The sequence below is a fragment of the Paracoccus binzhouensis genome, assembly GCF_016446475.1.
GTDB classification, from domain to species: domain Bacteria; phylum Pseudomonadota; class Alphaproteobacteria; order Rhodobacterales; family Rhodobacteraceae; genus Paracoccus; species Paracoccus binzhouensis.
This window is the reverse complement of the sequence record NZ_JAEHFP010000068.1, coordinates 1-24,941: the sequence shown is the minus strand read 5'-3', so window position 1 is coordinate 24,941 and position 24,941 is coordinate 1. Positions and strand designations below refer to the sequence as shown.

Below are 24,941 nucleotides of genomic sequence, written 5' to 3'. Positions count from 1 at the left end.
CCTCGCAGCCGTCAACGCCATGATTTATATGCGAAATATCACGATTACGACAGCGAAATCAGCGACTTACTTGGAGAATGTGGGATGAGGTCCCGCTGACTTGGCAGTGCCAATGATGGCACGAACGCCCATCCTTCGCCGCGAGCCGAGCGGGCGAGGATACCTTTGGCAGCGGCTGGATCGTCCGTTCCTGGGTCAGGTCCGTCGCGCCGGTGCGGATCACTTTCCGCACCCTGTTCCGCAAGCCCCGCAACTCCCGGCAGATCTGCTTGATCGCCTTCTGCTCCAGGAAATACGCACGACGGGTCTTCGCTGTCGCTTCCACAACCAGCATCCCACATTGGCCCCCGATGAGCGCGGGGGCATCATGTCCATCAGTGCAAGGGGGGCTTTTGATGGGTGGATGCCGAAGGCGGAAACCAGGGGCAGCCGGGGCCGAACCGGGCGGCCGCTGTCCCGGCGGGAAACTGCCGAGACGCCGGTTTTGTGATTTGTCCGGGCGGACGCCAGCGCATAAGGCAGCCCTCATGCGCTGTCTCGGGCTTGCTGTTCTGTGTCTGCTGTCGGTCCTTGCCCTTGGAAGGGCCGAGGCGCATCCGCATGTCTTCATCGACGCCGGCGTGACCTTCCGCTTCGACGGCGAAGGAAAGTTGGGCGCCGTCGGCCTGGTCTGGGCCTTCGACGATTTCTCCTCGATGCTGATGGTCGAGGACATGGAGATGGACCAGGATGGCGACGGCGTGCTGACGGATGACGAGATCGCCCGCCTGACCGCGATGTTCAGCGACTGGCCCGAGGATTTCGCCGGCGATCTCTACCTGACCCATGACGGCGAGCCGGTCGCGCTGTCCGGCCCTCTGGACATCGCCGTGCGCTATCAGCAGGGCAGGATCATCGTGACCCATGAACGCGCGCTTCTGGAGCGGATCCGCCCCGAGGATCAGCGGATCGAGGCGCAGGTCTATGACCCGACCTATTACACCTTCTACGAACTGGCCGGGACGCCCGGGATCAGGGGCCGGGACGATTGCCGCGTCGCGATCGAGAAGGCCGACATCGCCGCTGCGCAGCGCAGATATGGCGACGAACTGGCCAAGCTGACCAATGACGAGATCATGGACCAGGGCAAATATCCCGACGTGGGCGGCGATTTCGCCGACGACATGAGGCTGGAATGCGCAAGGCCGTCCTGATCGCCCTGCTTGCGCTGGCCGTGGCCGCCGGCCTGGTCTTCTGGACCGGGCTGGATGATCGCGTCGCACGGATGGCGGTGAACTGGCAGCGCGACTATCAGGATGCGCTGGCGCGTGCCTTGCGGGCCTTGCGGGGCGGCGAGGCAGGGGCAGTCACCACGTTTCTGGGCATCTGCTTCGCCTATGGCTTCCTGCATGCGCTGGGGCCGGGCCATGGCAAGGCGCTGATTGGCGCCTATGGTGTCGCGACCGACGTGCCGATGAAGCGCATGGTCGGTCTTGCCGCAGCCACCAGCCTTGCGCAGGCCACGGTAGCGGTGGTCCTCGTCTATGTCGGCGTCTGGATCTTCGGCGGCGCGCGCGACCGTGTCGAGGGCGCCTCGGCCGGTCTCGAGCCGTTCTCGGCAGCGGCGATCGCCCTGCTGGGGGTGATCCTGTGCTGGCGCGGGTTGCGCCGGCTGGCCACCAGCCGGCACCGGGATGGCCACGAGCATTCCGAAACATGCGGCTGCGGCCATGCGCATGTCCCGGATGCGCAGCAGGTCATGGCGACCCGCTCGTGGCGCGAAGCTGCCGCGCTGGTCGCCGGGGTGGCCCTGCGTCCCTGCACCGGGGCGCTGTTCCTGCTGATCCTGACCTGGCGGCTCGACCTGGACGCGGTGGGCATTGCCGGGGCCTATGCCATGGGGGGCGGCACGATGCTGGTGACGGGCCTTGCCGCGGTCGCCGCGGTCGGCCTGCGCCGCGGCGTGCATGTCTCGCTGCCGGCCTTTGGTCGGGCCTCGGTCTTTGCCAGCCTGGTCGAGATCGCCCTCGGCGGCTTGGTGGCGATCTTCGCCTTCGCGACGGCGCTGCGCCTGGTGCAGGCAGCGTTCTGAGCCGCCGCCGGACCGCAGCGCGTCCCGCGCCCTGCCTTGCCATGCAATGACGTTGTTTTCATGCGTTGGTACGGCGGCTGCCGGCCGGGATCCGGCCCCAGTTCCGCTTGCACCCTGAGCACCGGAACCGCCACGCGCATCGGCGCCGAGCCCGGCGCCCGCTTCCCGCCGCTGCGGCGCTTGGGGCATTGCCGGCGACGCGGCGCCGGTCACCGGGCATGATCGCAGCGCATCGGCCAGCGCATCCGCCGGCGCAAAACGTCGGCGGATTCTCGCGATCCCCCCGGCAAACTGCTTCGGCCCATCGCATCGGGGCCTGATATGGGTGGCGGCTTCGAATGATGTCTCCGCTTGGGTGCGGCTGGTGGTTGCACCGTCCGACAGGGTTTGCGCGTCTGGCTGCTTTCTCATCCTCGCGTCCCGGCCCCGGAACGGCGTTGCGGGGCCGGGCGATTCCGGCTATTTGAGTAATGTAATAACATTACCATTCGAGGATGCCATGTCCGCCAGCCGCCTTCCCGGCGATCCGCGCCTGCCCGTCACCGTCCTGTCCGGCTTTCTGGGCGCCGGCAGGACCACGCTTCTGAACCACGCCCTGAACAACCGCCAGGGCCACCGGGTCGCGGTCATCGTCAACGACATGTCCGAGGTGAACATCGGTGCCGGCATGGTGCGCGAGGCGATCCGCCGGGCCCTGGACGATGCCCTGGTCATGGCCGCCGGGTTCACCCCGCAGGACTGGCAGCACCTGCCCGATCCCTTCCCACAATGGAACCGCCACCCCGTCGCATGAAACCAGCGGAAAGCGGCACAACCTGAGGAGAAAACCGACGCATGGCCGATACCGATACCGCAACCCCGCACGTCCCGGGCCCCGATCCGGCCAAGGCGCGTGCAATCCTTGAATCCACCAGCGGGCTGGTGCTGCAGCAGGTGGCCCGGCCGGGGGTCGGGGCGGCGGTCTGGCGGCGCAGCTTCTCGTCCGGCTTCGCCGAATGGATCGGGGGCATTCCGGCCGGACAGCTGCCGGCGCTGCGCGCGCTGGCGGATGTCCGCGCCGTCGAGCCCTGCATCCATGCCGCCTGCGACCAGTCCGGGCTGTCCGCCGGAACGATGCGCGACCTGCTGGCCAGCGATATCGGGGCGCTGGCGCTGGTCCTTGCCCAGGTCATGGGCCAACCCTTGCTGCATATCCGCTTCGAGGCGGTGACGACGGATGCCTGCCGGCGCTTTCATGTCGACCGGATGCCCGGGCGGCTCATCTGCACCTATCGGGGGCCGGGAACCCAATTCGGGCTTGCGGACGAAACCGGCCGGGTCGTGCAGGTCGGCGAGATGCGCGCCGGCGAGGCCGCGATCCTGCGCGGCGCCCTGTGGCCTGGCGATGAGGTCACGCGGCTGCTGCACCGTTCCCCGCCCATCGCCGGGACCGGGCAGGTGCGGCTGCTGCTGGCCCTGGATCCCGCCGTCGCCCCTTCCGAGGCGCGGAGGCTGCATTGATGCGCGGCAATCTCGCCACTTCGCTGCACCGCCGCCGCCGGCCCTGTTCGCTTGCGCAATACGACCGCCTGCCGCCCGAACTGCGCCGCTGGCTGGCGCAGGCGGCGCTGCCCTGGAGTCCGGCTTCCGCCTTGCGCCTGTGGCAAAGGTTCTTGCGGGAAGCCGCCGGCGATACCGAGGTCGCCCGCAAGCGCCTGGACCTGATCGAGGCGCGGATGCTGATGCGGGACGCGCCGCGGATCTGGGGCTTTGCGCATGGCTGGACCATGCCACCGTCATCGGGCGCGGGCGCGAGACATCGCCGAAGATCAGCGGTGGCTTGACGCAGCGCAAGCCGTGGCGCTGCACCCTGCCGCGTCGGAGGAGGGCATGGTCGGATGAGGGCAGGGCCCGCGAGCTGCTGGCCGAGATATTCGACCATATCGTTTCGTGCGGATGCAGGCCGCGAGCCCCTCGCGGATGCTCTTGGTCCGGGCCCGCATCACCTGCAGGTCGGCGACGATGCGGCGCGACCTGCGGCCTCTGCACATGGGGCTTGCCTTGCGCGATGGCCCCCGATGTGGCTTGCCCTTGGGCAAGGCCAGGGAGCCCGGGTTTGGGGTTGCACCTGCGCCGGCGCCGACATGGCCCGCGGGGGCGTCAGGCCAGGTAGTCGACCAGCGCCCTCGCCAGATGCGGAAGCGTCCGGCCGCTGCGGGTCAGGATGCCCAGGGACCTGGTGACCAGGGGCGCGGTCAGGGGGCGCATCGCCAGGTTATCCGCCGGCAGCAGTTTCAGGGTCAGCTCCGGCAGGGCCGAGACCCCCATCCCGGCCTGGATCATCGCGCCGGCGGTGGCGGGATGGGAAGCCTGCAGCGCCGGCTCGACGGTCAGGCCCAGATCGGCCGCGACCCGGTCGGTCAGCCGCCTGATGCTGGTCATGCCGCGCATGGCGATGAAGGGTCTGGCGAACAGATCCGACCAGCGGACCTCTGCGGCTGCCAAGGCATCCTCCCGATGCAGGACGGCGAAGAAACGGTCCTCGACCAGCGGCGCGAAATCCAGCCTTGCCGTGGGGGGCGGCCGCACCGAAAGCCCGAAATCCACCTCGCCCCGCGCCACGGCGCCGGCGACATTGTCCCGGAAGCTGTCGAGGATGGCGATGGTGACGGCGGGATAGTCGGCATGAAGCCGGCGCAGCGCATCGGGAAGCTGCGTCGCTGCGACCGAAGGCAGCGCGGCCAGGGTCACATGTTCCACCACGCTGCTGACATAGCTGCCGAGTTCATCCAGCGACACCGTCAGGTCACGCACCACCCGCCGCGCGATGGGCAGGAAGGCCTGGCCGCGCGGGGTCAGCACCACCTGTCACGTGGTGCGATCAAACAGGCGGATGTTCAGCCGCTGTTAAAGCCGGTCGGCCGCCCGGCTGACGGCCGGCTGCGACAGCCTGGATGTCTCGGCGGCGCGGCTGAAACTGCCGCTGGCGGCGACCTACAGGACGACCTGGACCTCGAAGGGCGATGTCTATGCGCTTCATGCATGAATTTGCCGTGATTGTTCATTTCAGGCGCAAGCCGGTTTTTGCCATCTTCCCCGGCGACAGGAGGAGGAGTCTGTCGGGGATAGGGGAAAGATATGCTGACATTCCTGGGTTTCGCGACCATCGTCGCGTTCCTGGCGGCCACGCTGAGCGGCCGCGTTTCCGTGCTGGCCGCGCTGGTGCCGAGAGGGGATGGACGGGCTGGGCGGCCAGCTCAGCATGGTGCGGTTGTATTACCACCTGGGCGCGCGCTGGATGCTGATCGCCTGTAACCGGCCCAATGCGGCCGAAACTGCTGCCGACGGGCGCCTATGGCAGCGCGCCGCGGATGATCGCACCCTGGCGTCTGGCGCCGCCGCGCTGGCCAAGATCAGGGGCGGCAATCTTGAGCGCATTGCGCGGCTGGTATGGAAAGCGGGCTGACGCGAGGGGGCGGCATGCCCCGGCTGCGCGGCTGGAAAGGCGGGTGGATCGCAATCCGCTTCCCGGGGATCACCTTGACCATTCGCATCCGGCTTCGGGGGAGGGCCTGGCTGATGATCTGCAGGACGCGCGTTCGGAAAGGATTTTTGGCAGCAAGGCGCAAGGGGCGCATGGCGGCGCCATGGATCGCGCTGCTGCTCGGGGCGGCTGTGATCCCCCCTTGCCTGGGGCAGGGTGCTGCGGACCGGCAGCGGCGGCCCTTCGACTGGCGCATTGGGCTGTTGCTCGACAATCCCGGCTATGCGGATGACGGCCGGAACGAGCGGGGGCTGAGTTTTCGGCCAGGGGCGTCTTGGGCGAGGCTTGGGCATTTTCCCAGATCGGCGCCGTCAGCTCGCCGATCTTCGACATTCGGGATCACCGGATATCCACCCGGGTCACGGAGGTCGAGGTGGTGATCCCCGGTGCGGTCTGGACCCTTGACCAGCGCCACCAAGCGGGCCAGGGCCTCGGACCGGACCATCGGCGGAACCGACGTGCAGGAGCTGAGGGGCAGGCTGGAAGCCACCGTGCTGCGTGCCGCGACCCAGCGTCATCCCGGCCTGGATCCCGCCAGGGTGTTCGCACAACAGCGCCTGCGCATTGCGGGGGCGGACGGCGGCCGGGTGACCATCGGCATGCGGGGGCGGTCGGACGGGGCAGGCCGATGTCGGATATGCCCGGTTCGGGCCTGTGTTGGACCATATCGACCCGCCGGGGGGCGGTTCTATTTCCTGCTGAACTTCCGGATATGAACGGCGACTTTCGCGGCGCGGATCGCCATGCCGTCGTCCCGGCCTTGCAAGGGCGGGCGCGCTGCCGGGGAATCGCCTTGCCCCGGACTGCGCAGGAGCGGCATCGGCAAGCGCCGCTTCGGCATGGCGGCCGGCGGTCGGGGCGCACGATGCGGGGAAGTCGGAACATCCGCGCCGCCCGATGTTACCCGATCCACCCATTCTGCCGGCAGGAAAGCGGTTTTCTGCCGCGCACCGACGCCGGAACGCTTGCCGCAAGGGTCCGGGGCTGCTTACCGGGATGCAGCCCGCGGGCGCCCCTGGGGAGGAATGGGCAGGGACGCCGGCGACCGCATCCCCAACGCAATCGCTCAAGGAGGAGAAGCGATGAACCATCAAGGACAATCCGACACCCGGCCGCGCGGCGGAGTGCTGCGGGCCTGCGGCCTGGCCGGGCTTGCCATGGCCTGCGCCCTGGCGCTTCCGGCCGGCGGCACCGCCGCCGGGACCGATGATGGCGTCCCGCGGGACGCCTTCTTCTGGCTGGGCGAGATCAACAAGGCCAGCATCGTGATCAACAGCGACGAGGGCCTGCTGGATCGCGAGCTGGCCCCCAGGATCGGCCGGGCGCTGCAGGCGGTCATCGGGAACGGGAATGCCCCCGGGGCGAAGCGCCCCGGCACCGTCATCACCTTCGAGCCGCTGCTGATCGAGCAGGGCGGCATCGAGGTGACGCTGATCCATGCCGGCCGCTCCAGCCAGGACATGCACGCCACCTATCGCGCCGCGATGCTGCGCGACGGGATGCTGGACCTGGCCGAGCAGCTGAACCGCACCACCGAGACGCTGGTCGAGCTGGCCGCCCGGCATGTCGATACCATCGTGCCCAACTATACCAACGGCGTGGCGGCCCAGCCGAACAGCTATGCGCATTACCTGCTGGGCCATGCCGCCGGGCTGGATCGCGACGCGCAGCGCATCCGCGAGGCCTATGCGCGCATCGACCGCTCGGCCATGGGCACCACGGTCCTGAACGGCACCGGCTGGCCGCTGAACCGCAAGCGGATGGCCGATTACCTGGGCTTTGCGGCGGTGGTCGACAATGCCTATGACGCCTCGCAGATATCGTCGATGGACGAGCCGGTCGAGGTTGGCTCGATCGTGACCGCGATCGCGCTGCATGCGGGCAATTTCGTCGAGGACGTGATGACCCAATATGCGCAAAGCCGGCCGTGGATCCTGCTCGAGGAGGGGGGCGACAACACCTATGTCTCGTCGGCCATGCCGCAAAAGCGCAACCCGGGCATCCTGAACTCCACCCGCAGCAGTGCCTCGCAGGCGATCGCGCTGGCGCTGGGGCCGGTGCTGCAGACCCATAACATCACCCCGGGAATGAGCGACCCGAAGGATGCCGATGAGAATGCCGCGGTCATCGAGGCGGGGATCGGCACGCTGGCGCGGCTCGACCGGGTGCTGAAGGCGTTGCGGGTCGATCCCGAGCGCGCACTGGAGGAGCTGAACAGCGACTGGACCGCCTCGCAGGAGATCGCCGATATCCTGATGCGCGACCACGGCCTGCCCTTCCGCGAGGGGCATCATGTCGCCTCCGAGATCGTCAGCCATGCCCGTGCGCGCGGCATCGGCCCGCTTGATTTCCCCTATACCGAGGCGCAGCGCATCTACGCCGAAACCGTCGCGGGAACCGATGCGCCGCCGCAGCTGCCGCTGACCGAAGCCCAGTTTCGCGCCGCGCTGGACCCGGTGGCGATCGTCCGCAACCGCGCGACATCGGGTGGCCCGCAGCCGGCCGAGGTCCAGCGGATGCTGACCGAAGCCCGTGCCCGCATCGCGGCGCAGGATCGCTGGATCGCCGGGAAGCGCGGCCATATCGCCGAGGCGCTGTCCCGCCTGGACAGCGATTTCAGCGCATTGCTGGCGCGGTGAGATCATGAGAAGGCGACGCAGCCCGATCCTATCCGGGGCAGAAGCGTCGCCACATGTCATAGAGATCGCGGGGATTCTCGGGATCGGCCAGAAGATGAAGCCGGTCGAAGAAATCGGTGCCCTGCATGCGATCATATACATAGCGCAAGGCACTGAAATCCTCGATGGCGAAGCCGACGCCGTCGAACAGCGTGATCTGCTGATCGGATACGCGACCGGGACGCCGGTCGGACAGGACCTGCCATAGCTCGGTCACCGGGAAGTCCTCTGGCATCTGCTGGATTTCGCCCTCGATCCGGGTCTGTTCGGGAAACTCCACAAAGACGTCCGAGCGCAGCAGGATGTCGCGGTGCAGCTCGGTCTTGCCGGGGCAATCGCCGCCGATGGCGTTCACATGTATCCCCGCGCCGATCATGTTGTCCGACAGGACCGTCGCGTATTTCTTGTCCGCGGTGCAGGTGGTAACGATGTCGGCGCCCTCGATGGCGTCGTGGGCGGTGCGGCATTCGGTCACCGAAAGCCCTGCGGCCCGCAGGTTCCCTGCCGCCTTGCAGGTTGCCGCAGGGTCGATGTCGTAGAGCCGGACCCGGTCGATGCCGCAGATCGTCTGCAGGGCGATCGCCTGGAACTCGGCCTGGGCGCCGTTGCCGATCAGCGCCAGAACCCGTGCGTCCTTGCGCGCCAGCGCGCGCGTGGCCACGGCGGACATCGCCGCCGTCCGAAGTGCGGTCAGCAGCGTCATCTCGGCCATCAGCAACGGATAGCCGGATGCCACGTCCGACAGGACGCCAAAGGCCACCACCGTCTGCAGCCCCCGCCGCTGGTTGACGGGATGTCCGTTCACATATTTGAACGCATAGTGCCGCCGGTCCGAGATCGGCATCAGCTCGATCACCCCGTCCACGGAATGGGAGGCAAGGCGCGGCGTCTTGTCGAACTCGTCCCAGCGCAGGAAGTCGGCCTCGATGCAGGCCGCCAGTTCCTCGAGTGCCAGCGGCAGTCCGATGGAATGCACCAGCCTCGCCATGTTTTCGACGCTGACGAAGGGGACACGGGCACGATCCGGCAAGAGCATGGCGAACATCATCCTGGGATGGGTTTCGGATTTGATCGATGGCGAGCGATCTTCAAACCTGTCCCGATGGCCCGTCGCAAGGTCATCGGGAAGGCTTTTATTTCAGGGCATCAGGCACGAAGATGCCAGGCGCCCTAGAATACCAGCGTCAGGTTGACGCTGGCGTTGAGCGCCGAAGGCCGGACCGGGGCAAGCGTCGGGTTGTCGATATAGGTGATGGCCGATTGCAGATAGGCGCCCTGTTGCAGCCGGTAGGTATAGGAGGCGAGGAAGCTGGTCGAACCGGAAGCCGCCTCCAGCCCCAGATCGGTCGCGCTCTGCACCACCACGTCGCTGAAATAGGTCTTGGCGGCACCGATCGAGAACACGTCATAGGGCCGGCTCTTGAACGTCCCGATGCGATAGAAGACCAGCCCTGCATCATGCGAAAAGGCGTTCACCTGTTTCCTGGCGAAGTTCACGCTGCCGGTGAAATACCAGCCCTGATAAGGCGCGGCCATGTCGGGCTGCGACAATTGGTAGGTCGCGACGACATAGCCGCCGTAATTCTTGCCGGTCGTTGCCGGATCGTCGAGATGGGCAAAATCGGAAGTGTTGTAGACGGCGCCTGCCCTCAACCAGATGTTGCGCTGGTTCACGTCCGGCTGGACCCTGTAGCCGACCTCGTTGATGAAGACCGCCTTCGCCCCGCGGGTCGAGAATTTCAGGCCCGAATGGTTTTCCTCGCCATCGGCGAAAAGTCCGTCGGGGCTGATGCTTCGGGCGACACCGAAATGAGTGTAGAAGCGCTTGTCCGCGGAGGACAGGCGAATGTCGAAGGCCGGCGTCGGTTTCAACCCGCCGACGCCCAGCCCGTAGAGGATGAAGCTCTGCGGACCAAGCGCCGAGGCGGCAAGGTTGTTGCCGATGGCCTGCCCGTAGAATTGCGACGCCATGTTGTATTGCCCGGCCTGCAGGACCACCCGCCCGTCGTTCAGCGGCACCATGGCGGAAAGCTGGTTGACATAGGCGTGGGAAAGCCCAGCCCCGGAAAAGGACGTGTAGCCGGCCACCGGGGCAAAGGTCAGAAGCGATCCCTCGGGCAGCCCGTATCGGCTGAGATCATGCGTGAAGACCAGCGAGACCGAGGCATTCGCGGTCGGTTTCTGGCCGGTATAGATTTGCGGCCCGCCATCGTTGCCGCGGACGTCATAGGTCAGGCCCTGGGTGGTGACGACCTGCAGATTCCAGCCACGGCTGAAAAGCTTTTCGCGCAGGCCGCCCAATTCGGGGTCGATTGCTTCGCAATTCGATGGATAAGGGACCTCGGACCCCCGGTGATTGAGCTGGTCGTATTTGGCGCAGTTCGGCAGCTCCTGCGCGACGGCCGGTGCCGTACCGCCGAGAAGGGCCGCGGCGAACAGGCCCCCAAGCATGAGGGCCAGGGCACGCTCGCCGAAGTGGCGAGGTTTCTGCGGGTTGGGACTTTGCGTGTCGGTCACGATGTCATCTCCTGTTGGTGCGTTGGGGTCTTGTCGCCGGGTCTTCTTCGGACCCTTGGGTTGGTCGTATCTGCGCTTGGCCTGCGATCTGGGCGCAGGCTTCCGTCCGGCGCCGCAACCTTCTTGCGGTCCGCCGGTCAGGGGTGGTTGACGGCCGGTCCCCGGCCTATCGCGTCGGGCGTTCGCGATGTCGTCCGCCTGCAAGGGTCCGCGTCAGGTGGTCCGGCATCGCCATTGCGACAGATCCTCCTTGCAAAGTTCCTCCAGGACGGCGACGCAGTTCCCGATCGCGGCAAGGCGCGCGATCTCGTATCCGTGGGTGTTCTGCGTCGGGAAGGCCAGGCAGGCCCCGCGCGGCGCATGCCCGTTGCGCATCACGATCGAGGCGTCGCTGCCGAAATCATGGACTACCGAGTGTTGCAGTCCGACCCCCGCCCGCGCGGCTGCGGCGGCGATCCGGCCGTTCAGCCCCTCATGGTAAAGGCCATAGCCATCCTGCGCATAGATCACCGGGTCCGGGCCGTCCACGATGTCGTATTCATCGGACAGGGGGGCGATCTCCAGCGCGATGATCGCATCCACGGGCTCGTTTCTGGTGAAATAGAGCGCGCCGCAGGCACCGACCTCTTCCATGGACGAAAAGACCAGGCAGATCTCCGAAACCGGGTTGCGGATCCGCTTGGCCAGCTCGATCAGGATCGCGACCGAGGCCTTGTTGTCCAGCGTATAGCCGGCGATGTGGTCGCCCAACCGATAGGGCGCCTTGCGATGCCGCGCGATCAGCACGCGAGAACCTGGCCGCACACCCGCCTTGGCGATATCGTCGCGGCTGCGCTTGGTCTCGACCCAGACATCCGACCATTTGACTGGCGCGGTCTCTTGCTGCGGATATTGCGGCGAGGCGCGGGTGATGTGGCGCGATCCGAAGCTGAGGACGCCCTGGATCGTCTCGCTGTCGCCCAGGATATCCACGATTCCCTCGCCATAGACCCAGGGGAAGGACGATCCCAAGGCGCGCAGCCTGAGCCGGCCATCGTCCCCGACGGCGCTGACCGATGCGCCGATCTCATCCTTGTGGGCGCTGATCGCCAGCTTGCCGGCCCCGCTGCCGGGAATGCGCGCGACGACGTTCCCGGCGGCGTCCAGTGCTGCCTCGATACCCAGTTCCGAGAGCCGCCGCAGAAGGAAGGCGTCGATCCGCGCCTCGACCCCGCTCGGCGAATGGCACATGATCAGGTCGCCGATCAGGTCGAACAATTCGCTGTCGCGATCCATGGCGGTCACCCTCTTTCGAAACGGCGCAGCCACTGGTCCAGCAGGCGGATCCCGTAGCCGGTGGCATTAGTGCCGCAATAGGCCGAGCGGCGCGTGGCCCAGACGGTGCCGGCGATGTCGATATGCGCCCAGGGAGTATCGCCCACGAATTTCTGCAAGAGTTTCGCGCCGGAAACCGGGGCGGACAGGCCGGTGCCCAAAAGCCCCGCAAAGGTGCTCATGTTGGCCACATCCGCGACCGGGGTCTCGACCACATGGTCCTGGTTGGGCTGGCAGGGCATGCGCCACACAAGCTCTCCCGTCGCCCGCCCCGCTTCGTCGAGCTCGGCGGCCAGCGCATCGTTATTGGCATAGAGCCCCGCGAATTCCTCCAGCAATGCCACGGCGATCATGCCGGTCAGGGTGGCGATGTCGATGACATGGGCAGGCTGGTAGGTCTTCAGGCCATAGGCGATGCCGTCGGCCAGGACCAGCCGCCCCTCGCCATCGGTATTGCGGATCTCGATGGTCAGGCCGCCCAGGGACTGGATCACGTCGCCGGGCCGGAAGCTTTTCCCGTCGACGGCGTTCTCGGCCATCGGCACGATGGCCGCGACGTTGCAGCCCGCCTTGCGCGAGGCCGCCAGCTCGACCGCGCCCAGCACGGCGGCCCCGCCGCCCATGTCGAAGCCCATGCGCGCGATCACCGGCGCCGCGGTCTTGAGGTTCAGCCCGCCGCTGTCGAAGGTCATGCCCTTGCCGACCAGCACCGCGTCCCAGCCTTCGCGCGCCGGCGCGCCGCGCCATTCCACCACCGCCAGCAGCGGCGGAAATTCCGAGGCGCGGCCGACGGCCAGCAGGGCCGAGGCGCCCATTTCCTGCAGGGCGGCGCTGTCGAATATCCGCAAGGTCGCGCCCAGCGGCTCGAAGATCGCCGGCAGTTCCGCCGCCCATGCCTGCGGGGTCAGCCGGTTGGCCGGCGCCTCGACCCAGGCGCGGGCGCGGTTGACGGCCCGCGCCGTGCGCAGCGCCTGGTCGCGCACGCCCTCCCGTCCCGCCGGGATGAGCAGGCGCTGCGGCCATGGCGTCGGATCGGGGTGCCTGCGCCCGGTATCGGGGCGGAAGCCGTGCAGCAGCACCCCCAGCAGGACCGCGGACAGGCGGGCATCGTCGGCCAGCGCCGCCCCGCCCGACAGCCGGGCGGGTTCCAGCCGAAGCGCCGCCATCGCCTCGACGATGCTGCCGCCCAGGCTTGCCCAGTCATGCGGCGTCGCCGTGCCGATCTCGGGTGCGCCGATCAGGATGATGCGGGCATCGGTGTCCTTCGCCGGCGGAACGTCGAGCCATTGGCCGGGCTGGGCGGCGAAGCCCGTATGGCGGATCGCCAGCGAAAGCCGGGGCTGATCCCTCTCCGGTATCGCGCCATCCTTGCCGGCGAAGGCGAGAACGAATTCCGCCGCGGGTTCGTCGGATTGCAGGATGTCGATTTGTGTCCAGGCTGTCATGCCAACTCCCGAAAGGGCGAAACCGCTGTTCTGCCATCCGAATCCAAGCGCCGGAGGGTGACGAAATATTTACTACACAATTGTGTAGCTGGCAATTCCTATATGCCGCCGGATGCAGGTCTTTTCGCGATACGGATCGCGGCCTGCATGTCTTCGTCGGCCCAGGGGTTCTCGACCAGCGGAAAGACCGGGCGATCCAGCCGCCGATAGGGAATCGAAGCGAAATCCAGGTTCATCGCGCCGGGCGTCGCCATATGCCAGATGTGATCGGCCAGAGAGCCGAAGCTGGCAACGTAATGGTTGCTGGACTTGACGACGACCAACCGCTTGTCGCGCAGCGAGATGCCAAGCCCGGTGAAGCCGTTGACGCCATAGAGCTGACTACGGGACGAGACGACCAGAATATTGATGCCCCGGCAGCGGATCGCGGCTGAACGGCCCAGCGGCACGCGCATGCCGAAGGCCGTGCAGGCATGGTCCTCGGCCACTGCGACGATCTCGGCCACCAGATCGACCGGGGCGCCGGATTCCGGTCCCAGCTTGCCGCCCAGACGCAGCCGGATCGTGGCGCCCGCCCCCGCATCGGCGCAGAGCCGCACCGCCTCCGGGTCGTGGAAAGCGCCGATCGCCGCATCGGCAATGCCGCGATCCAGCAGTTCACGCAGGACAAAGGTGCTGTCGCCGGGCGCCCCGCCGCCGGGATTATCGGCAAAGTCGCCCAGCACGACCAGGCCGTCCAGCCCCTCCGCCCGGTCGAGCGAGGACGCAAGGTCGGGGAATGCGGCCTGCAATTCCCGCCGCCGGTCATGGACCAGCCGCGCCAGCCGCAGGGCCTCCGCCTTGGCGATTTCCAGATCGCCATCCGCGTAAACCAGCACGCGCGCGCCCATCTCCGGCACGTCGCCCCAGGGAAAGCCATGCGCGAATTCCGCGGTCACGATGCGCGGGTCGGCACTGCTGTGGCGGAAGGCCCCGACGACCTGCTTCATCGCACCGTCCGTGGTCGGAAAGAAACCGATCATCCGGCAGTCGATCAGCGCCGCCGCCGGGCGGATCTCCCCCCGCGCCGCCCGCAGGCAATGCCGATACAGATCCGCTGCCCGTTCGGCGAAATCGGTATGGGGATATTCGCGCATGATGGTGATCAGGTCGGCATTGGCGACCATGGTTTCGGTCAGGCTGCAATGCGGGTCCAGCTGGGCGCCAATGATTGCCCGGGGCGCAATCTCGCGGATGCGGGCCAGCAGATCACCTTCGCAATCGTCGTATCCCTGCGCGATCATCGCTCCGTGAAGCGCAAGCAGGACGACATCGACAGCGCCCGCAGCGCGCAGATCGTCCAGGATCATGTCGCGCAGTTCCTCATAGACGGCGCGCACGACCGGGGCGCCGGGTTCCGCCCCGGCGGCAATGCCCTGCACGACCTCGTGGCCGTCGGTGCTGCATAGCTCGTGGAAGACCGCCAGCATCTCGTCCTTGGGCGGTGCGATTTCGCCCGCCCGGACGCGGCGGACATGATCGAGCGAAAAGGCCAGCGCGCCGGACGGGATCGGCGAGAAGCTGTTGGTTTCGGTCGCGAGGCCGGCGATGAAGAAGCGCATCGGGCGGCCTTATCGGTTGCCGGCGACCGGGACGGGTGCCGGGACCGCCGCGGGCAGAAGATCGGCAAGGGCATGGGCGGTGCACAATACCTGCGTGAACAGCATCGAGGGATTGTATCGCTGCGCGGCGATATGGGGCGGCTCGGATTCGTCCTCGACATACATGAAGGCCGTCGTCACGATCGCTCCGGTCGAGGGCACGAACCACGACGATGCGCCGTATCCCACCGTCCGGCCGGGATGGCCCCAGACCTCCAGCCCGCCCCAGCGCCGCCTTTCCAGCCCAAAGCCGTAAGCCGCGCCAAGGCTCAGCGGGTGGAAAGGCTTCTCGGCGGGCAGCGCCCAATGCGCGGTCATGTCCTGCAGCGTCACGCCCAGCGGATTACCGGGCCGCGACAAGGCCCGATAGAAGTCCAGCATGTCGCCGCAGTTCGAGATGATATCGCCGGCGCCATAGGCCCAGGCCAAGGAAAAGCCCCTGGCGGCATTGATGGGCGGCTGCCCGGCGCGCTTCAGATAGCCTTGCGCCAGCCGTTCCTCCGGATAGCCGCTCCCGACCCAGGAGTCTTGCATGCCGAGCGGGCCGAAGATCCGCTTCTTCACGTAGCCGGCATAGCCGCCCGGCGCCCTCGCATCCATCACCATGGCGGCGATCACCCATCCCGTGTTCGAATAGTCGAACTGCTGCCCCGGTGCGAACAGCACGCCTTGCTCAAGCGCCGGGATCACCATGTCCCGCGGAGCCATCTGGCCCGCCGAGGTCGGATCGATGAGCGAAAGATATTCGGGCAGCCCCGATGTGTTCATGATCAGGTGGCGAAGCGTGATCCGCCTGTCGACCGGCAGGTCGATATGGCGGGCGACCGGGTCGTCTAGGTCCAGCAGGCCGTCGCGGCACAGAAGCAGGAACGACAGGGCGACAAAGGTCTTGGCCTGGCTGCCGATCTGGAACAGGTCCGATGGCCCGAGTGCCGCCTCGCCCTGCGCGCGCGATCCGGCGGTGAGGCAGAGGCGCCCGGCCTCGGGCAGGTCGATCCCGACGATCACGCCGATTGCGCCGAAATTCTCGACATAATCGTCGAGCATGAGTTGCAAACGCTCGACAGCGCCGTGAGAGGTCATTGCTTCACCTGTATTGTCGATGGATGTGTAACGCAAACGCCGGGCGTTCAGTTGGTCGCGGAAAGTTCGTGCCCCCGCGGATCGGCTGCGCCGCTTCCGAGATGCCGCAGCTCTGCCTCTTTTGCCATGGCGACGACGGCCGGATAGCGGCGGTCGACGAAGAAGCTCGTGATCGCGGTAAACAGGATCAGCAGGCCCGACAGCAGCGACATCGTCAGGTGGATTCTGGAAGGATCCCCCAGCACGATATCGGTAAAGCCTGCATAGACCACCGTTCCGGCACCCGAGATCAGCCCCAGCACGAGCAACAGGACGGCGGTGATCCGGGCGCGCAGGTGGGACGGCGCGATGCTGACATAAATGACCGAGATGACGATCGAGCACCCGCCGGAAATCGCGATGACAATGCCAACCGCTGCCGCCGCCCAAAGCCCGTTCGACATCAGCGGGCCGCCGATCACGAAGGGCAGGATCACAAGAAGCATGAGGGAAATCGCGGCCAGTGGCGCCTCGCGGCCCATCCAGCGGCGCACGATCTGATTGAAGAACACCCCGATGAACGGAGAAAGCAGACCGGCGACCAGCAGGATCGTGCCCAGCGTGCTGCCCGTCCTCTCGATGGACCAGCCATAGGTTCTGGTGAAGAACGGCGCGAGCCAGCCGTTGAAGCCGACGGTGAAGATCGCGCTCATGCCCAGGCAGATGACCAGAAGCAGGATGAAAGGCAGCGTCGCCGTCAGGTATTCGCGAAACCCTGCCGCTTCGGGCGTGCCGATCGCGGCGGCGGCCATGGCGGGATTGCGCCGCCGCGGCTCGGGGAGGATGGTGACGACAAGGGCGGCGACGACAAGACCGGCGGCGCCGAATGCGATGGTGGTCCAGCGCCAGGCATCGTCGCTTGCCAGGGGCAGCGTGCCTTCCAGCGCGGCGGCATGAAGATATCCGTAAACTGCGCCACCGCCGACCATGGCCACGACTCCGCCGAAGGTCACGCCAAAGAAGAACAGCCCCGACGCCCTGGCAACGCGCCGAAGCGGAAACAGATCGGCGATCAACGACAATGCGGCCGGTATCAGCGCCGCCTCGCCCAGGCCGACCCCAAGCCGGCACAGGAACAAGGCGGTGAAGTTCGTGGCAAAGCCGCTGGCGATGGTCAGCAGGCACCAGACGGTGATGGCGATCGCCAGCAGCAGCGTCCGGTCATAGCGATCCGCCAGCCATGCCAGCGGCAGGGCGGCGATCGCCATGGCAATCGCGAAGGTGAAGCCGGTCAAGATGCCGATCTGCACGTCGGTCAGCGCCATGGCATGCTTGATCGGTTCCATGAGCAGCATCGGCAGCGTCTTGTCCGCCATGGCGATCATCGCGGCCATGGCAAGGACGACGGCCGCCAACCACGCCCGTGCATGCTGCTTGTTTTCGGTATCCATCTTGCGCGACTCTCCCGGCTTTCCTGAGTTCAGGATTGCTACACATTTGTGTAGTTCGAGTCCAGAAGATTGAATCCCGGGCCCTCAAGCACCTGGAGAATGGAACATGTGCAGGAGCCCCAGGATGCATGCCGATCCGGCTGAGGCGGCGGAAATTGCCTTCGCACCGGCCTTCGCCTAGATTGCCGCCATGACACAGAAAGACCCGCCAGCCGAACAGACCAACGGACGCGAACGCCTGCTGGAGGCAGCCATCATGCTGTTCGGGCGCGACGGTTTCGATGCCACATCCGTCAGGGCGATTGCCGACGAAGCGGGCGTGTCCTGGGGGCTCGTCCGCTTCTATTTCCAGTCGAAAGAGGGTCTGCGCGACGCGGTGGAAAAGCGTGTCATGACCGAATATCTGCAACTGGTGCAGGTCGCCAACCGTGCCACATCCCCCGAAGAGCTTTCCTCGATGATAGAGAGCCAGACGGGCAGCCTGTCGGGGATCGTCCGCTATCTGCGCCGCGCGATCATGGAGGAAAGGCCCATCGCGCTTGAATTCCTGCGCGAACTTCTGGGCACGACCGAGATGCTGAACGCGGATCTCCGCGCCCGGTTTCCGGATGAACCCGCCCTGTGGGATTCGATCCGGATGGTCGCCCAGCGAATCGGCTATCTTCTGCTGGCGCCGCAATTCGAAACCCTGCTGAATCGCAATCTCTTCTCGGTCGAGGAACTGAAGCGCCGCAATTTGCAGGAAGAGCGGATCATGCAATTGATTCTGGCGGGTCTGGCATCGGAAGAAGGTAGAAAACGCAGCACCTGACCCGCATCCCGTTTGCATTGACCATTGACTACACAATTGTGTAGATGCATTCCTGCCCCATGATATGATGGCGTGGGGAGAAGGAGGGACACATGCTCGCGAACGGGAATTCGACCGGAACCGATTCGCACGAGCGGGCACGTTACCTGGCCTCGGGACTGCGCAATGTCCGGGTCTTCAACGACACGGTTCGCCCGTTCTGGTCCGATGACGGAAAGCTCTTTTCCTATTGCCGCCGCACGCCGGATGGAACGGATTACCTGCTGGTCGAGGCCGGGACGGGAAGGGTCGCGCCCCTTTTCGACCCGGAGGCGCTTGCCGCGCGGATCGCCGCATTGCCGATCGCGCCGGAGGCGGTCGAGCCTGTGGATGTGCGGCTTGCCCGCGATGCCACGGCAATCGAGTTTCGCCTGGACGAGCGCCTTTGGCGAGCCACGCGCGATGGGCTGGCCTTGACCGATCTGGGCCCCGTGGCGGCACCGGCCGAAAACGTGGCGCCGGATCATTCGGCGCGTCTGGTAATCCGCGACCACAATCTCTGGCTGGTCGAGGGGACCGGCAAGCGCCGCCCCCTGACCCGCGACGGCGAAGCCCGCAACGGCTATGGCGATTTCCTGGGCTTCGACTGCAACCTCACGGCGGACCGCTATCCGCCAATCGCACTCTGGTCGCCGGATTCCAGCCGGATCGCGACCTTGCGCACCGATCTGCGCCGGGTTCCGCTGGCGCATCTGATCGAGGCGGTCCCGCCGGATGGATCGCGTCCCAGGCTTCACAGCTTTCCCTATCCCGTTCCCGGCGACGCGCATGGCGCGTTGAGCGAGTTGTGGTTCATCGACAGGAACGGACAGCGGGTGCCGGCCAGGATGGATCGACTGGTCAGCTTTGGCGCCAATCCGCTGATCAGCTATCCCGCCTGGTGGTCCGACGACGGAGGTCACTTCTACCTGCATGAAGGATCGCGCGACGGAGATCGGCTGGATTTCTGGCAGGTGGACACCGCAACCGGCAACACCAGGCGACTGGTCATCGAAGAGGGCCCCGCGGCGGGGCGGCCATGTTTCAGCCCGAGCCCGCAACCACAGGTGCTGCGCGACGGCCGCATCCTCTGGTCGTCGATGGCTGACGGCTGGCGCCATCTCTATTTCGTCGAGCGCGGCGATCCGCGCAGTCGCCGCCGCATCACCACGGGCGGATGGAACGTCGTTTCGATCCTCCATGTCGACGAGGATGCCGAAACCGTCCTCTTCGCTGCCGCAGGCCGCGAGCCGCGGCTGGATCCCTATTACCTCCAGGTCTATTCGATCCGCTTCGACGGAACGGATCTGCGCCGCCTGACCCGCCAGGATCTCAACCATGACCTGTCATTGCCGTCACGCGCGCTGACGCAAGTCCCGACCGGCAGCGGGCGATATCCGAACGGAACCAGCCCCGACGGAAAGTTTTTCGTCGCCGCCCATGAAGCGCCGGACCGGCCGCCGGTCTCGGTCCTGTATGACCGGAACGGCAGGGTGGTCACGACGCTGGAATATGCGGATGCCGGGGCAGCCTGGCCCGCCGACATGCCGCTGCCCGAGCCGTTTCATGTCCAGGCCCTGGACGGCGAAACGGAGCTTTGGGGGGTGCTCTACAAGCCCCCGGGATTCGATCCGGAGAAAACCTATCCGGTCATCGACGTCATCTATGGCGGTCCGCAGGTCTTCATGGCGCCGAAATCGTTCGGCCAGACAACCTATGCCCGATATGCCGAGGGCCTCGCCGCGGCGGGCTTCGTCACGCTTCTGCTTGACGGCCCCGGAACACCGGGACGATCCCGGGATTTCTGGCTGCATTCCCATGGAAGGATGGAAAGCTGCGGGGGCCTTGCCGACCATGTGGCGGCCATCAAGTCCCTGGCGGCAGATCGCCCCTGGATGGACATCGCGGAGGGTGTCGGTTTGACCGGGTTCTCGGGCGGCGGCTACGCGACGGTTCGCGGGATGGCGATCCATCCCGATTTCTTCACCGTCGGGGTGTCGATCTGCGGCAACCACGATGTTTCGCTGTATATCGCCAACTGGGCAGAGATGTTCCAGGGCATGGATGTCGGTTCCCGCCGCGGCCTGGCCAGCGCCGATGTGGCCGACCGGATCGCCGGCAAGCTGTTCCTGGTTCAGGGAGAGATGGACGACAATGTCCAGCCCAGCCAGATGCTGCGCCTTGTCGATGTGCTGGTGAAGGCCGATGCCGATTTCGACATGCTCATCGTGCCGGGCGCCGGCCATGGCGTTGCCTTTCACCCCTATGCCCTTCGCCGGACTGTCGATTATTTTCTGCGTCACCTTGCAGGTCGGGAATGAGAGGCCGTTATCCGCAATGAACGAGGCCCTTGTCATCGGCGCCGGCATCGTCGGCGTCTCTACCGCCCTGGCACTGCAGGAGCGCGGCTGGACCGTCACGGTCATCGACCGCAAGGAGCCGGGCTGCGAAACCAGTTTCGGCAATGCCGGCATCCTCCAGCGCGAGGCCGTCGCCCCCTATGCGATGCCGCTTGGGCCCGGTTTCCTGCTGGGGGTGCTTCTGGGCCGCAGGAACGATGTCCGCGCGCGATGGCGCGAACTGGCATGGCAGGCCGGTGCACTGGTCCGCTACGGGTTCCACTCGACCCCCGCGCGCCATGCCGTCCTGTCGGCGGCCTATGAAAGCCTGATCCGAACCTCGCTGGCGGCGCATCGGGATTTCATCGACACCTCCGGCGCGGGAAGCTTGGTCCGTCGCACCGGATACCGCGAATATTTCCGCGACCCGCGCTTGTTCGAAACTGCCGCCCGCCGCCGCGAAGAGATGGCCGCGCGTCATGGCCTGAACCTGGCGGTGATGGATGCGGCGGCGCTTCAGGCGGCCGAACCGGCCATCACGGAGCCCGGTGCAGGCGCCATCCACTGGCTCGATCCCTGGAGCGTCAGCAATCCCGGTCGCCTGACCAGGGCCTATGCGGCTGCCCTCGTCGCCCGAGGCGGGCATATCGTCGGGGCCGAGGTGACCGCGATTCGGGCAACCGCCACCGGCTGGACGGCAAAGACGGCAGGACGCGATTGGTCGGCGCCGCATCTGGTGCTTGCCGCCGGCCCATGGACGCCGCGATTTCTGGCCGGATTGGGCATCCGCGTCCCGATGGTCTACAAGCGCGGCTATCATCGCCACTATACCGCGCCGGTTCCGCTGAAGGTGCCGATGCTGGACACCGACCACGGTTACGTCGCCACCCCGGTCGAACAGGGGCTGCGGATCACCACCAGCGCGCATCTTGCCCGATTGCACCTTCCGCCGGACTACGCGCAACTGGCCAGCGCCGAAACGGCGGCGCGCGGTATCCTGGACATCGGGCGGGCCGATGAGATCCAGCCATGGACCGGCACCCGCCCCTGCCTGCCCGACATGATCCCGCTGATCGGGGAATCCACAAGGCTTCCACGGCTATGGGTCAATTTCGGCCACGGCCACCAGGGCCTGACTCTCGGCCCCGCCAGCGGCCGACACTTGGCTGCTCTGATGTCGAGCGAACCTCCTCCGGTAGCACCGGAACCGTTTCTGCCGGCACGGTACGGGTTCTGACGGCAGCATGCTCTCCTCGCCGCTGCCACCTCCCTGGAGGGCGGTCCGGTGCCGGGCTTCCGATAACCCCTCAACTGATCCGTAAGCGGTCGCTGGAGGGCACGACCAGCTTATCTTGACGGCTTGAAGCTCCATGGCAGCAGGTCGTCGATGCGGCTTTGCAGGTGACCTTTGGCGATGGCGGTCAGGGTTGCCTTGAGGTAGGCGAAGGGCTCGACGCCGTTGATCTTGCAGGTCTCGATCAGCGAGGCGATGCGGCCCCAGGCGATGCCGCCTTCGTCGTGACCGGCGAAGAGTGCATTCTTGCGATTGAGGGCAATCGGGCGGACGAGATTCTCGACCCGATTGGAGTCGATCTCGACACGGCCGTCGGTCAGGCAGGTTTGCAGCCCGTCCCAATGGTTGTGGATGTAGGCAAGCTTTTCGCCCAATCGGGATTTGGTGGAGATCTTGCGGCGCTGCGCCTGAAGCCAGTCGCCGAAGGCCACCACCAGCGGCACGATGCGGGCCCGACGGGCAGACAGGCGCTGCCCGGGCGAGATGCCGCGGATATCGGCCTCGACGGCGTAGAGTTCTGCGATGCGGCGCAGGCCCTCGGCGGCAATCTCCGAGCCATCGCGGTCGAAGACCTCCTTCAGCTTGCGCCTGGCATGCGCCCAGCAATGGGCCACCCGAATGAGGGTGCCGTCCTTGCGCGAGGGTTTGGTCAGCCGGTTGTAGCCGGTGTAGCCGTCGACTTGCAGGATACCGCCGAAGCCGGTCAGGAAGGTTTCGGCATTCTCGCCCGCGCGACCGGAGCTGAGAGCAGACCACCCCGGGCGGTTCTTCGCCGCCCCAGGGGTGGTCATTTCGGGCCAGTGCCCAGAGATATCCGGTCTTGGTCGTGCCGCGCCTAGGGTCCAGCACCGGGGCGGTGGTTTCGTCCATGAACAGCTTGCCTGATCGTTTCAGGTGCTCAGCCAGCCGGTCCACGACGGGTTTCAGATGGAAGGCCGCCTTGCCGACCCAATCGGCCAGCACGGCACGGTGCAGATCGAGGCCTGCCCGCGCCAGGATCTGGCTCTGAAGATATAACGGCAGATGATCCGCATATTTGCTGACCAGCACGTGGGGCAAGGTCGCCTCAGTCGGCAGGCCGCCCGTGATCAGGTGGGACGGCGCGGGCGCTTGGGTCACACCGTCGGTGCAGGTCCGGCAGGCGTATTTCGGGCGCACGGTGACGATGACGCGCAACTGAGCCGGGACAATGTCCAGCCGTTCCGAGCGGTCCTCACCGATCTTATGCATGACACCGTAACCGCAGGGGCAGATCAGGCTGTCAGGCTCGATGATTTCCTCGATGCGCGGCAATGCAGCCGGCAGGTTGCCGATAGTGCGCTTCGGCGCGGGCCTGGTTGCCCTGTTGCCCCCTTTGGCGGAACGGGTCTCCTTCTCTGCCTCGACCTCGGCCAGCGCGATGGACAGGTCCTTGAAGGCCGGCTGCCGTTCATCCTCGGTCAGCTTTTCCGACCGCTTGCCATGCAGCGCATGGTTCAGTTCGGCTATCAGGTGCTCTTGCCGCCGGGTGATCTCCGTCAGTGCTGCCACCTGCTCGATCAATGCCTGAACCGCCGCGCGTTGCGCGACAGGGATGGCGGAGAGATCAAGAGCGGGGACGGCCTGCATAGCCTGACGCTATCACCAACCGCCATCAAAAACACGCAAAACCAACCTGTTGATTCATTCTGTCGCAGCAGGTGGTCGGGTTTCCAGCGCTTTGACGCGGCGCCAGTCCAGACCGGCAAACAGCGCCTCGAACTGGGCATGGTTCAGCGCCATTACCCCGTCCTTGATGCCGGGTCAGGTGAAGCTCGCATCCTCCAGCCGCTTGTAAGCCATCACCAGACCGGTGCCGTCCCAATACAAGAGTTTCAGCCGGTCTGCCCGGCGCGAACGGAACACAAAGACCATGCCGGTAAAGGGATCCTTGCGCAGCATGGATGATACCAGCGACGCCAACCCGTCATGACCCTTCCTGAAGTCGACGGCTTGGTCGCGACCATGATCCGCACCCGGTTCGACGGGAACATCATGGGCTGGTCGCCAAGGCACGCACGACCGAGGCTATCCGATCCGCCGTGGCCTCGGCTTCCAGGCGGATCACCACCGCGCCCGCGACAATCTCGGGCCGGACCGCAGTGTCCGCGTCTCCACCCGCGGCTTCACCAACCGTGCCGACCATCAGCGCCGCAAACTCAACCGGATCCTCCGGCCCAGGCAACACCAGTCGCCCTTTCCGAGCAAGCGTTCGCCACGACGACGCATGGTTTGCCGGCAAGCCGTGCCGACGCGCCACTTCATTCGCCGTTGCACCCGGCAGCAGCGTTTCCGCAACTATCCGCGCCTTCACCTCAGCCGGCCACTTCCGGTTCCGCCGACCTCGGCCGCCGACCGGGAGAACCTCCAATGCAGTCTCCATGGAGAAGCTCCGTTCCGATCATCACAACTCTCCAATGCGACGATCAGGACAAAGGCTGGAAGGTGCGGTCCACGCGCCGCTTACGTATGGTTCGTGGTTGAAGCGTCGAAACTCCACCTCGATCATACACTTCGCTGGCCACCCGAGATCACACCGAACGTGTCGATGGAATTACACCACATCCGCGGACACTACCAGTTTTTCCGTGGTGTTCTTCCTCATCGGCTAGATTTTCTTTGTTCAAAGACGAGCAGCAGTCGCCAAATAAACTTTCACAAGGAAGCCAAGGGATCCCACATTCTCCAAGTAAGTCGCTGATTTCGCTGTCGTAATCGTGATATTTCGCATATAAATCATGGCGTTGACGGCTGCGAGGG

General features: G+C 66.2%; 20 protein-coding genes and 5 pseudogenes. 10 read left to right on the top strand and 15 right to left on the bottom strand.

Features of this window, described 5'->3' with window-relative positions:
* Positions 1-160: 160 nt before the first annotated feature.
* A pseudogene (locus tag I9P22_RS15310) lies at positions 161-334 on the bottom strand (IS21 family transposase); the annotation flags it as partial.
* 193 nt (positions 335-527) lie between these two features.
* On the opposite strand from I9P22_RS15310, the gene I9P22_RS15305 reads away from it, so the two are divergent.
* The 5 genes and pseudogenes from I9P22_RS15305 (at position 528) to I9P22_RS15285 (ending at position 3,894) form a co-directional block, all read left to right on the top strand.
* Positions 528-1,193 (top strand): DUF1007 family protein, encoded by a 666-nt coding sequence (locus I9P22_RS15305; protein WP_199260388.1) that lies wholly within the window; start codon positions 528-530, stop codon positions 1,191-1,193.
* Positions 1,175-2,071, top strand: a complete 897-nt coding sequence (locus tag I9P22_RS15300; RefSeq protein WP_199260387.1) for a nickel/cobalt transporter — start codon at positions 1,175-1,177, stop codon at positions 2,069-2,071. Before I9P22_RS15305 ends, I9P22_RS15300 begins: the two co-directional genes overlap by 19 nt.
* A gap of 499 nt (positions 2,072-2,570) precedes the next feature.
* Positions 2,571-2,750: pseudogene (locus tag I9P22_RS15295) on the top strand (GTP-binding protein); the annotation flags it as partial.
* Positions 2,751-2,905: 155 nt separating this feature from the next.
* Positions 2,906-3,571, top strand: coding sequence for a DUF1826 domain-containing protein (locus tag I9P22_RS15290; RefSeq protein WP_199260386.1), 666 nt, complete (start codon positions 2,906-2,908; stop codon positions 3,569-3,571).
* The gene (locus tag I9P22_RS15285) at positions 3,571-3,894 is read left to right on the top strand and encodes a DUF6525 family protein (protein WP_233253421.1); all 324 of its coding nucleotides are present in this window, start codon (positions 3,571-3,573) and stop codon (positions 3,892-3,894) included. Before I9P22_RS15290 ends, I9P22_RS15285 begins: the two co-directional genes overlap by 1 nt.
* On the opposite strand, the pseudogene I9P22_RS25075 reads toward I9P22_RS15285, so the two are convergent.
* The 3 genes and pseudogenes from I9P22_RS25075 to I9P22_RS25070 form a co-directional block, all read right to left on the bottom strand.
* Positions 3,872-3,919, bottom strand: a pseudogene (locus I9P22_RS25075) (hypothetical protein); the annotation flags it as partial. The gene I9P22_RS15285 and the pseudogene I9P22_RS25075 sit on opposite strands and share 23 nt — an antisense overlap.
* A gap of 291 nt (positions 3,920-4,210) precedes the next feature.
* Complete coding sequence (locus I9P22_RS15275; protein WP_199260385.1) at positions 4,211-4,912, bottom strand: LysR substrate-binding domain-containing protein; 702 nt, start codon at positions 4,910-4,912, stop codon at positions 4,211-4,213.
* A 45-nt stretch (positions 4,913-4,957) separates the two neighbouring features.
* A pseudogene (locus tag I9P22_RS25070) lies at positions 4,958-5,032 on the bottom strand (hypothetical protein); the annotation flags it as partial.
* Positions 5,033-5,285: 253 nt separating this feature from the next.
* Here I9P22_RS25070 and I9P22_RS15265 point away from each other — a divergent pair.
* Together I9P22_RS15265 and I9P22_RS15260 are read left to right on the top strand one after the other, a co-directional pair.
* Entirely contained in the window at positions 5,286-5,516 is a 231-nt protein-coding gene (locus I9P22_RS15265; protein WP_199260384.1) for a hypothetical protein, read from the top strand.
* A 1,160-nt stretch (positions 5,517-6,676) separates the two neighbouring features.
* Positions 6,677-8,233: an argininosuccinate lyase gene (locus I9P22_RS15260; protein WP_199260383.1), complete on the top strand. Its 1,557-nt coding sequence runs from the start codon at positions 6,677-6,679 to the stop codon at positions 8,231-8,233.
* Between the two features lie 28 nt (positions 8,234-8,261).
* On the opposite strand, the gene I9P22_RS15255 is transcribed toward I9P22_RS15260, so the two are convergent.
* The 7 genes from I9P22_RS15255 to I9P22_RS15225 all read right to left on the bottom strand — a co-directional run bounded on the left by I9P22_RS15255 (position 8,262) and on the right by I9P22_RS15225 (position 17,701).
* Positions 8,262-9,308: an ornithine cyclodeaminase gene (locus tag I9P22_RS15255; RefSeq protein ID WP_199260382.1), complete on the bottom strand. Its 1,047-nt coding sequence runs from the start codon at positions 9,306-9,308 to the stop codon at positions 8,262-8,264.
* Between the two features lie 134 nt (positions 9,309-9,442).
* Positions 9,443-10,789 carry a carbohydrate porin gene (locus I9P22_RS15250; protein WP_199260381.1) on the bottom strand — a complete coding sequence of 449 codons (1,347 nt, stop codon included), beginning with the start codon at positions 10,787-10,789 and terminating at the stop codon, positions 9,443-9,445.
* 213 nt (positions 10,790-11,002) lie between these two features.
* Positions 11,003-12,064, bottom strand: coding sequence for a M42 family metallopeptidase (locus tag I9P22_RS15245; protein ID WP_199260380.1), 1,062 nt, complete (start codon positions 12,062-12,064; stop codon positions 11,003-11,005).
* A 5-nt stretch (positions 12,065-12,069) separates the two neighbouring features.
* Positions 12,070-13,548 carry a M17 family metallopeptidase gene (locus I9P22_RS15240; RefSeq protein WP_199260379.1) on the bottom strand — a complete coding sequence of 493 codons (1,479 nt, stop codon included), beginning with the start codon at positions 13,546-13,548 and terminating at the stop codon, positions 12,070-12,072.
* 98 nt (positions 13,549-13,646) lie between these two features.
* The gene (locus tag I9P22_RS15235; protein ID WP_199260378.1) at positions 13,647-15,149 is read right to left on the bottom strand and encodes a M81 family metallopeptidase; all 1,503 of its coding nucleotides are present in this window, start codon (positions 15,147-15,149) and stop codon (positions 13,647-13,649) included.
* A 9-nt stretch (positions 15,150-15,158) separates the two neighbouring features.
* Positions 15,159-16,271 (bottom strand): serine hydrolase domain-containing protein, encoded by a 1,113-nt coding sequence (locus I9P22_RS15230; protein ID WP_199260377.1) that lies wholly within the window; start codon positions 16,269-16,271, stop codon positions 15,159-15,161.
* A 47-nt stretch (positions 16,272-16,318) separates the two neighbouring features.
* Positions 16,319-17,701: an MFS transporter gene (locus I9P22_RS15225; protein WP_199260376.1), complete on the bottom strand. Its 1,383-nt coding sequence runs from the start codon at positions 17,699-17,701 to the stop codon at positions 16,319-16,321.
* 190 nt (positions 17,702-17,891) lie between these two features.
* Between I9P22_RS15225 and I9P22_RS15220 the strand changes: the two genes are divergently transcribed.
* From I9P22_RS15220 to I9P22_RS15210, 3 genes are all read left to right on the top strand, one after another.
* Positions 17,892-18,512, top strand: coding sequence for a TetR/AcrR family transcriptional regulator (locus I9P22_RS15220; RefSeq protein WP_199260375.1), 621 nt, complete (start codon positions 17,892-17,894; stop codon positions 18,510-18,512).
* Positions 18,513-18,604: 92 nt separating this feature from the next.
* On the top strand, positions 18,605-20,851 hold the full coding sequence (locus tag I9P22_RS15215; RefSeq protein WP_199260374.1) for a S9 family peptidase: 2,247 nt from the start codon (positions 18,605-18,607) through the stop codon (positions 20,849-20,851).
* Between the two features lie 16 nt (positions 20,852-20,867).
* Positions 20,868-22,106: an NAD(P)/FAD-dependent oxidoreductase gene (locus tag I9P22_RS15210; protein ID WP_199260373.1), complete on the top strand. Its 1,239-nt coding sequence runs from the start codon at positions 20,868-20,870 to the stop codon at positions 22,104-22,106.
* 110 nt (positions 22,107-22,216) lie between these two features.
* Here the strand turns inward: I9P22_RS15210 and tnpC are convergent.
* The 4 genes and pseudogenes from tnpC to I9P22_RS24605 all read right to left on the bottom strand — a co-directional run.
* Positions 22,217-23,771 (bottom strand): annotated as a pseudogene (gene tnpC / locus I9P22_RS15205) (IS66 family transposase).
* Positions 23,772-23,945: 174 nt separating this feature from the next.
* A complete protein-coding gene (tnpB, locus tag I9P22_RS15200; protein WP_233253419.1) occupies positions 23,946-24,083 on the bottom strand; it encodes an IS66 family insertion sequence element accessory protein TnpB in 138 nt (45 codons plus the stop codon).
* A gap of 91 nt (positions 24,084-24,174) precedes the next feature.
* Positions 24,175-24,564 (bottom strand): transposase, encoded by a 390-nt coding sequence (locus I9P22_RS15195; RefSeq protein ID WP_199260371.1) that lies wholly within the window; start codon positions 24,562-24,564, stop codon positions 24,175-24,177.
* A gap of 148 nt (positions 24,565-24,712) precedes the next feature.
* A partial coding sequence (locus I9P22_RS24605) for a hypothetical protein (protein WP_233253418.1) occupies positions 24,713-24,941 on the bottom strand: 229 nt, incomplete at its 5' end.

Coding starts and splice junctions, on each gene's coding strand:
- I9P22_RS15290 (WP_199260386.1), top strand. CDS start 2,906: ATGGCCGATACCGATACCGCAACCCCGCACGTCCCGGGCCCCGATCCG.
- I9P22_RS15225 (WP_199260376.1), bottom strand. CDS start 17,701: ATGGATACCGAAAACAAGCAGCATGCACGGGCGTGGTTGGCGGCCGTC.
- I9P22_RS15210 (WP_199260373.1), top strand. CDS start 20,868: ATGAACGAGGCCCTTGTCATCGGCGCCGGCATCGTCGGCGTCTCTACC.
- I9P22_RS15220 (WP_199260375.1), top strand. CDS start 17,892: ATGACACAGAAAGACCCGCCAGCCGAACAGACCAACGGACGCGAACGC.
- I9P22_RS15285 (WP_233253421.1), top strand. CDS start 3,571: ATGCGCGGCAATCTCGCCACTTCGCTGCACCGCCGCCGCCGGCCCTGT.
- I9P22_RS15265 (WP_199260384.1), top strand. CDS start 5,286: ATGGACGGGCTGGGCGGCCAGCTCAGCATGGTGCGGTTGTATTACCAC.
- I9P22_RS15240 (WP_199260379.1), bottom strand. CDS start 13,548: ATGACAGCCTGGACACAAATCGACATCCTGCAATCCGACGAACCCGCG.
- I9P22_RS15215 (WP_199260374.1), top strand. CDS start 18,605: ATGCTCGCGAACGGGAATTCGACCGGAACCGATTCGCACGAGCGGGCA.
- I9P22_RS15195 (WP_199260371.1), bottom strand. CDS start 24,564: ATGGAGACTGCATTGGAGGTTCTCCCGGTCGGCGGCCGAGGTCGGCGG.
- I9P22_RS15235 (WP_199260378.1), bottom strand. CDS start 15,149: ATGCGCTTCTTCATCGCCGGCCTCGCGACCGAAACCAACAGCTTCTCG.
- I9P22_RS15305 (WP_199260388.1), top strand. CDS start 528: ATGCGCTGTCTCGGGCTTGCTGTTCTGTGTCTGCTGTCGGTCCTTGCC.
- I9P22_RS15230 (WP_199260377.1), bottom strand. CDS start 16,271: ATGACCTCTCACGGCGCTGTCGAGCGTTTGCAACTCATGCTCGACGAT.
- I9P22_RS15255 (WP_199260382.1), bottom strand. CDS start 9,308: ATGCTCTTGCCGGATCGTGCCCGTGTCCCCTTCGTCAGCGTCGAAAAC.
- I9P22_RS15260 (WP_199260383.1), top strand. CDS start 6,677: ATGAACCATCAAGGACAATCCGACACCCGGCCGCGCGGCGGAGTGCTG.
- I9P22_RS15300 (WP_199260387.1), top strand. CDS start 1,175: ATGCGCAAGGCCGTCCTGATCGCCCTGCTTGCGCTGGCCGTGGCCGCC.
- tnpB (WP_233253419.1), bottom strand. CDS start 24,083: ATGCTGCGCAAGGATCCCTTTACCGGCATGGTCTTTGTGTTCCGTTCG.
- I9P22_RS15245 (WP_199260380.1), bottom strand. CDS start 12,064: ATGGATCGCGACAGCGAATTGTTCGACCTGATCGGCGACCTGATCATG.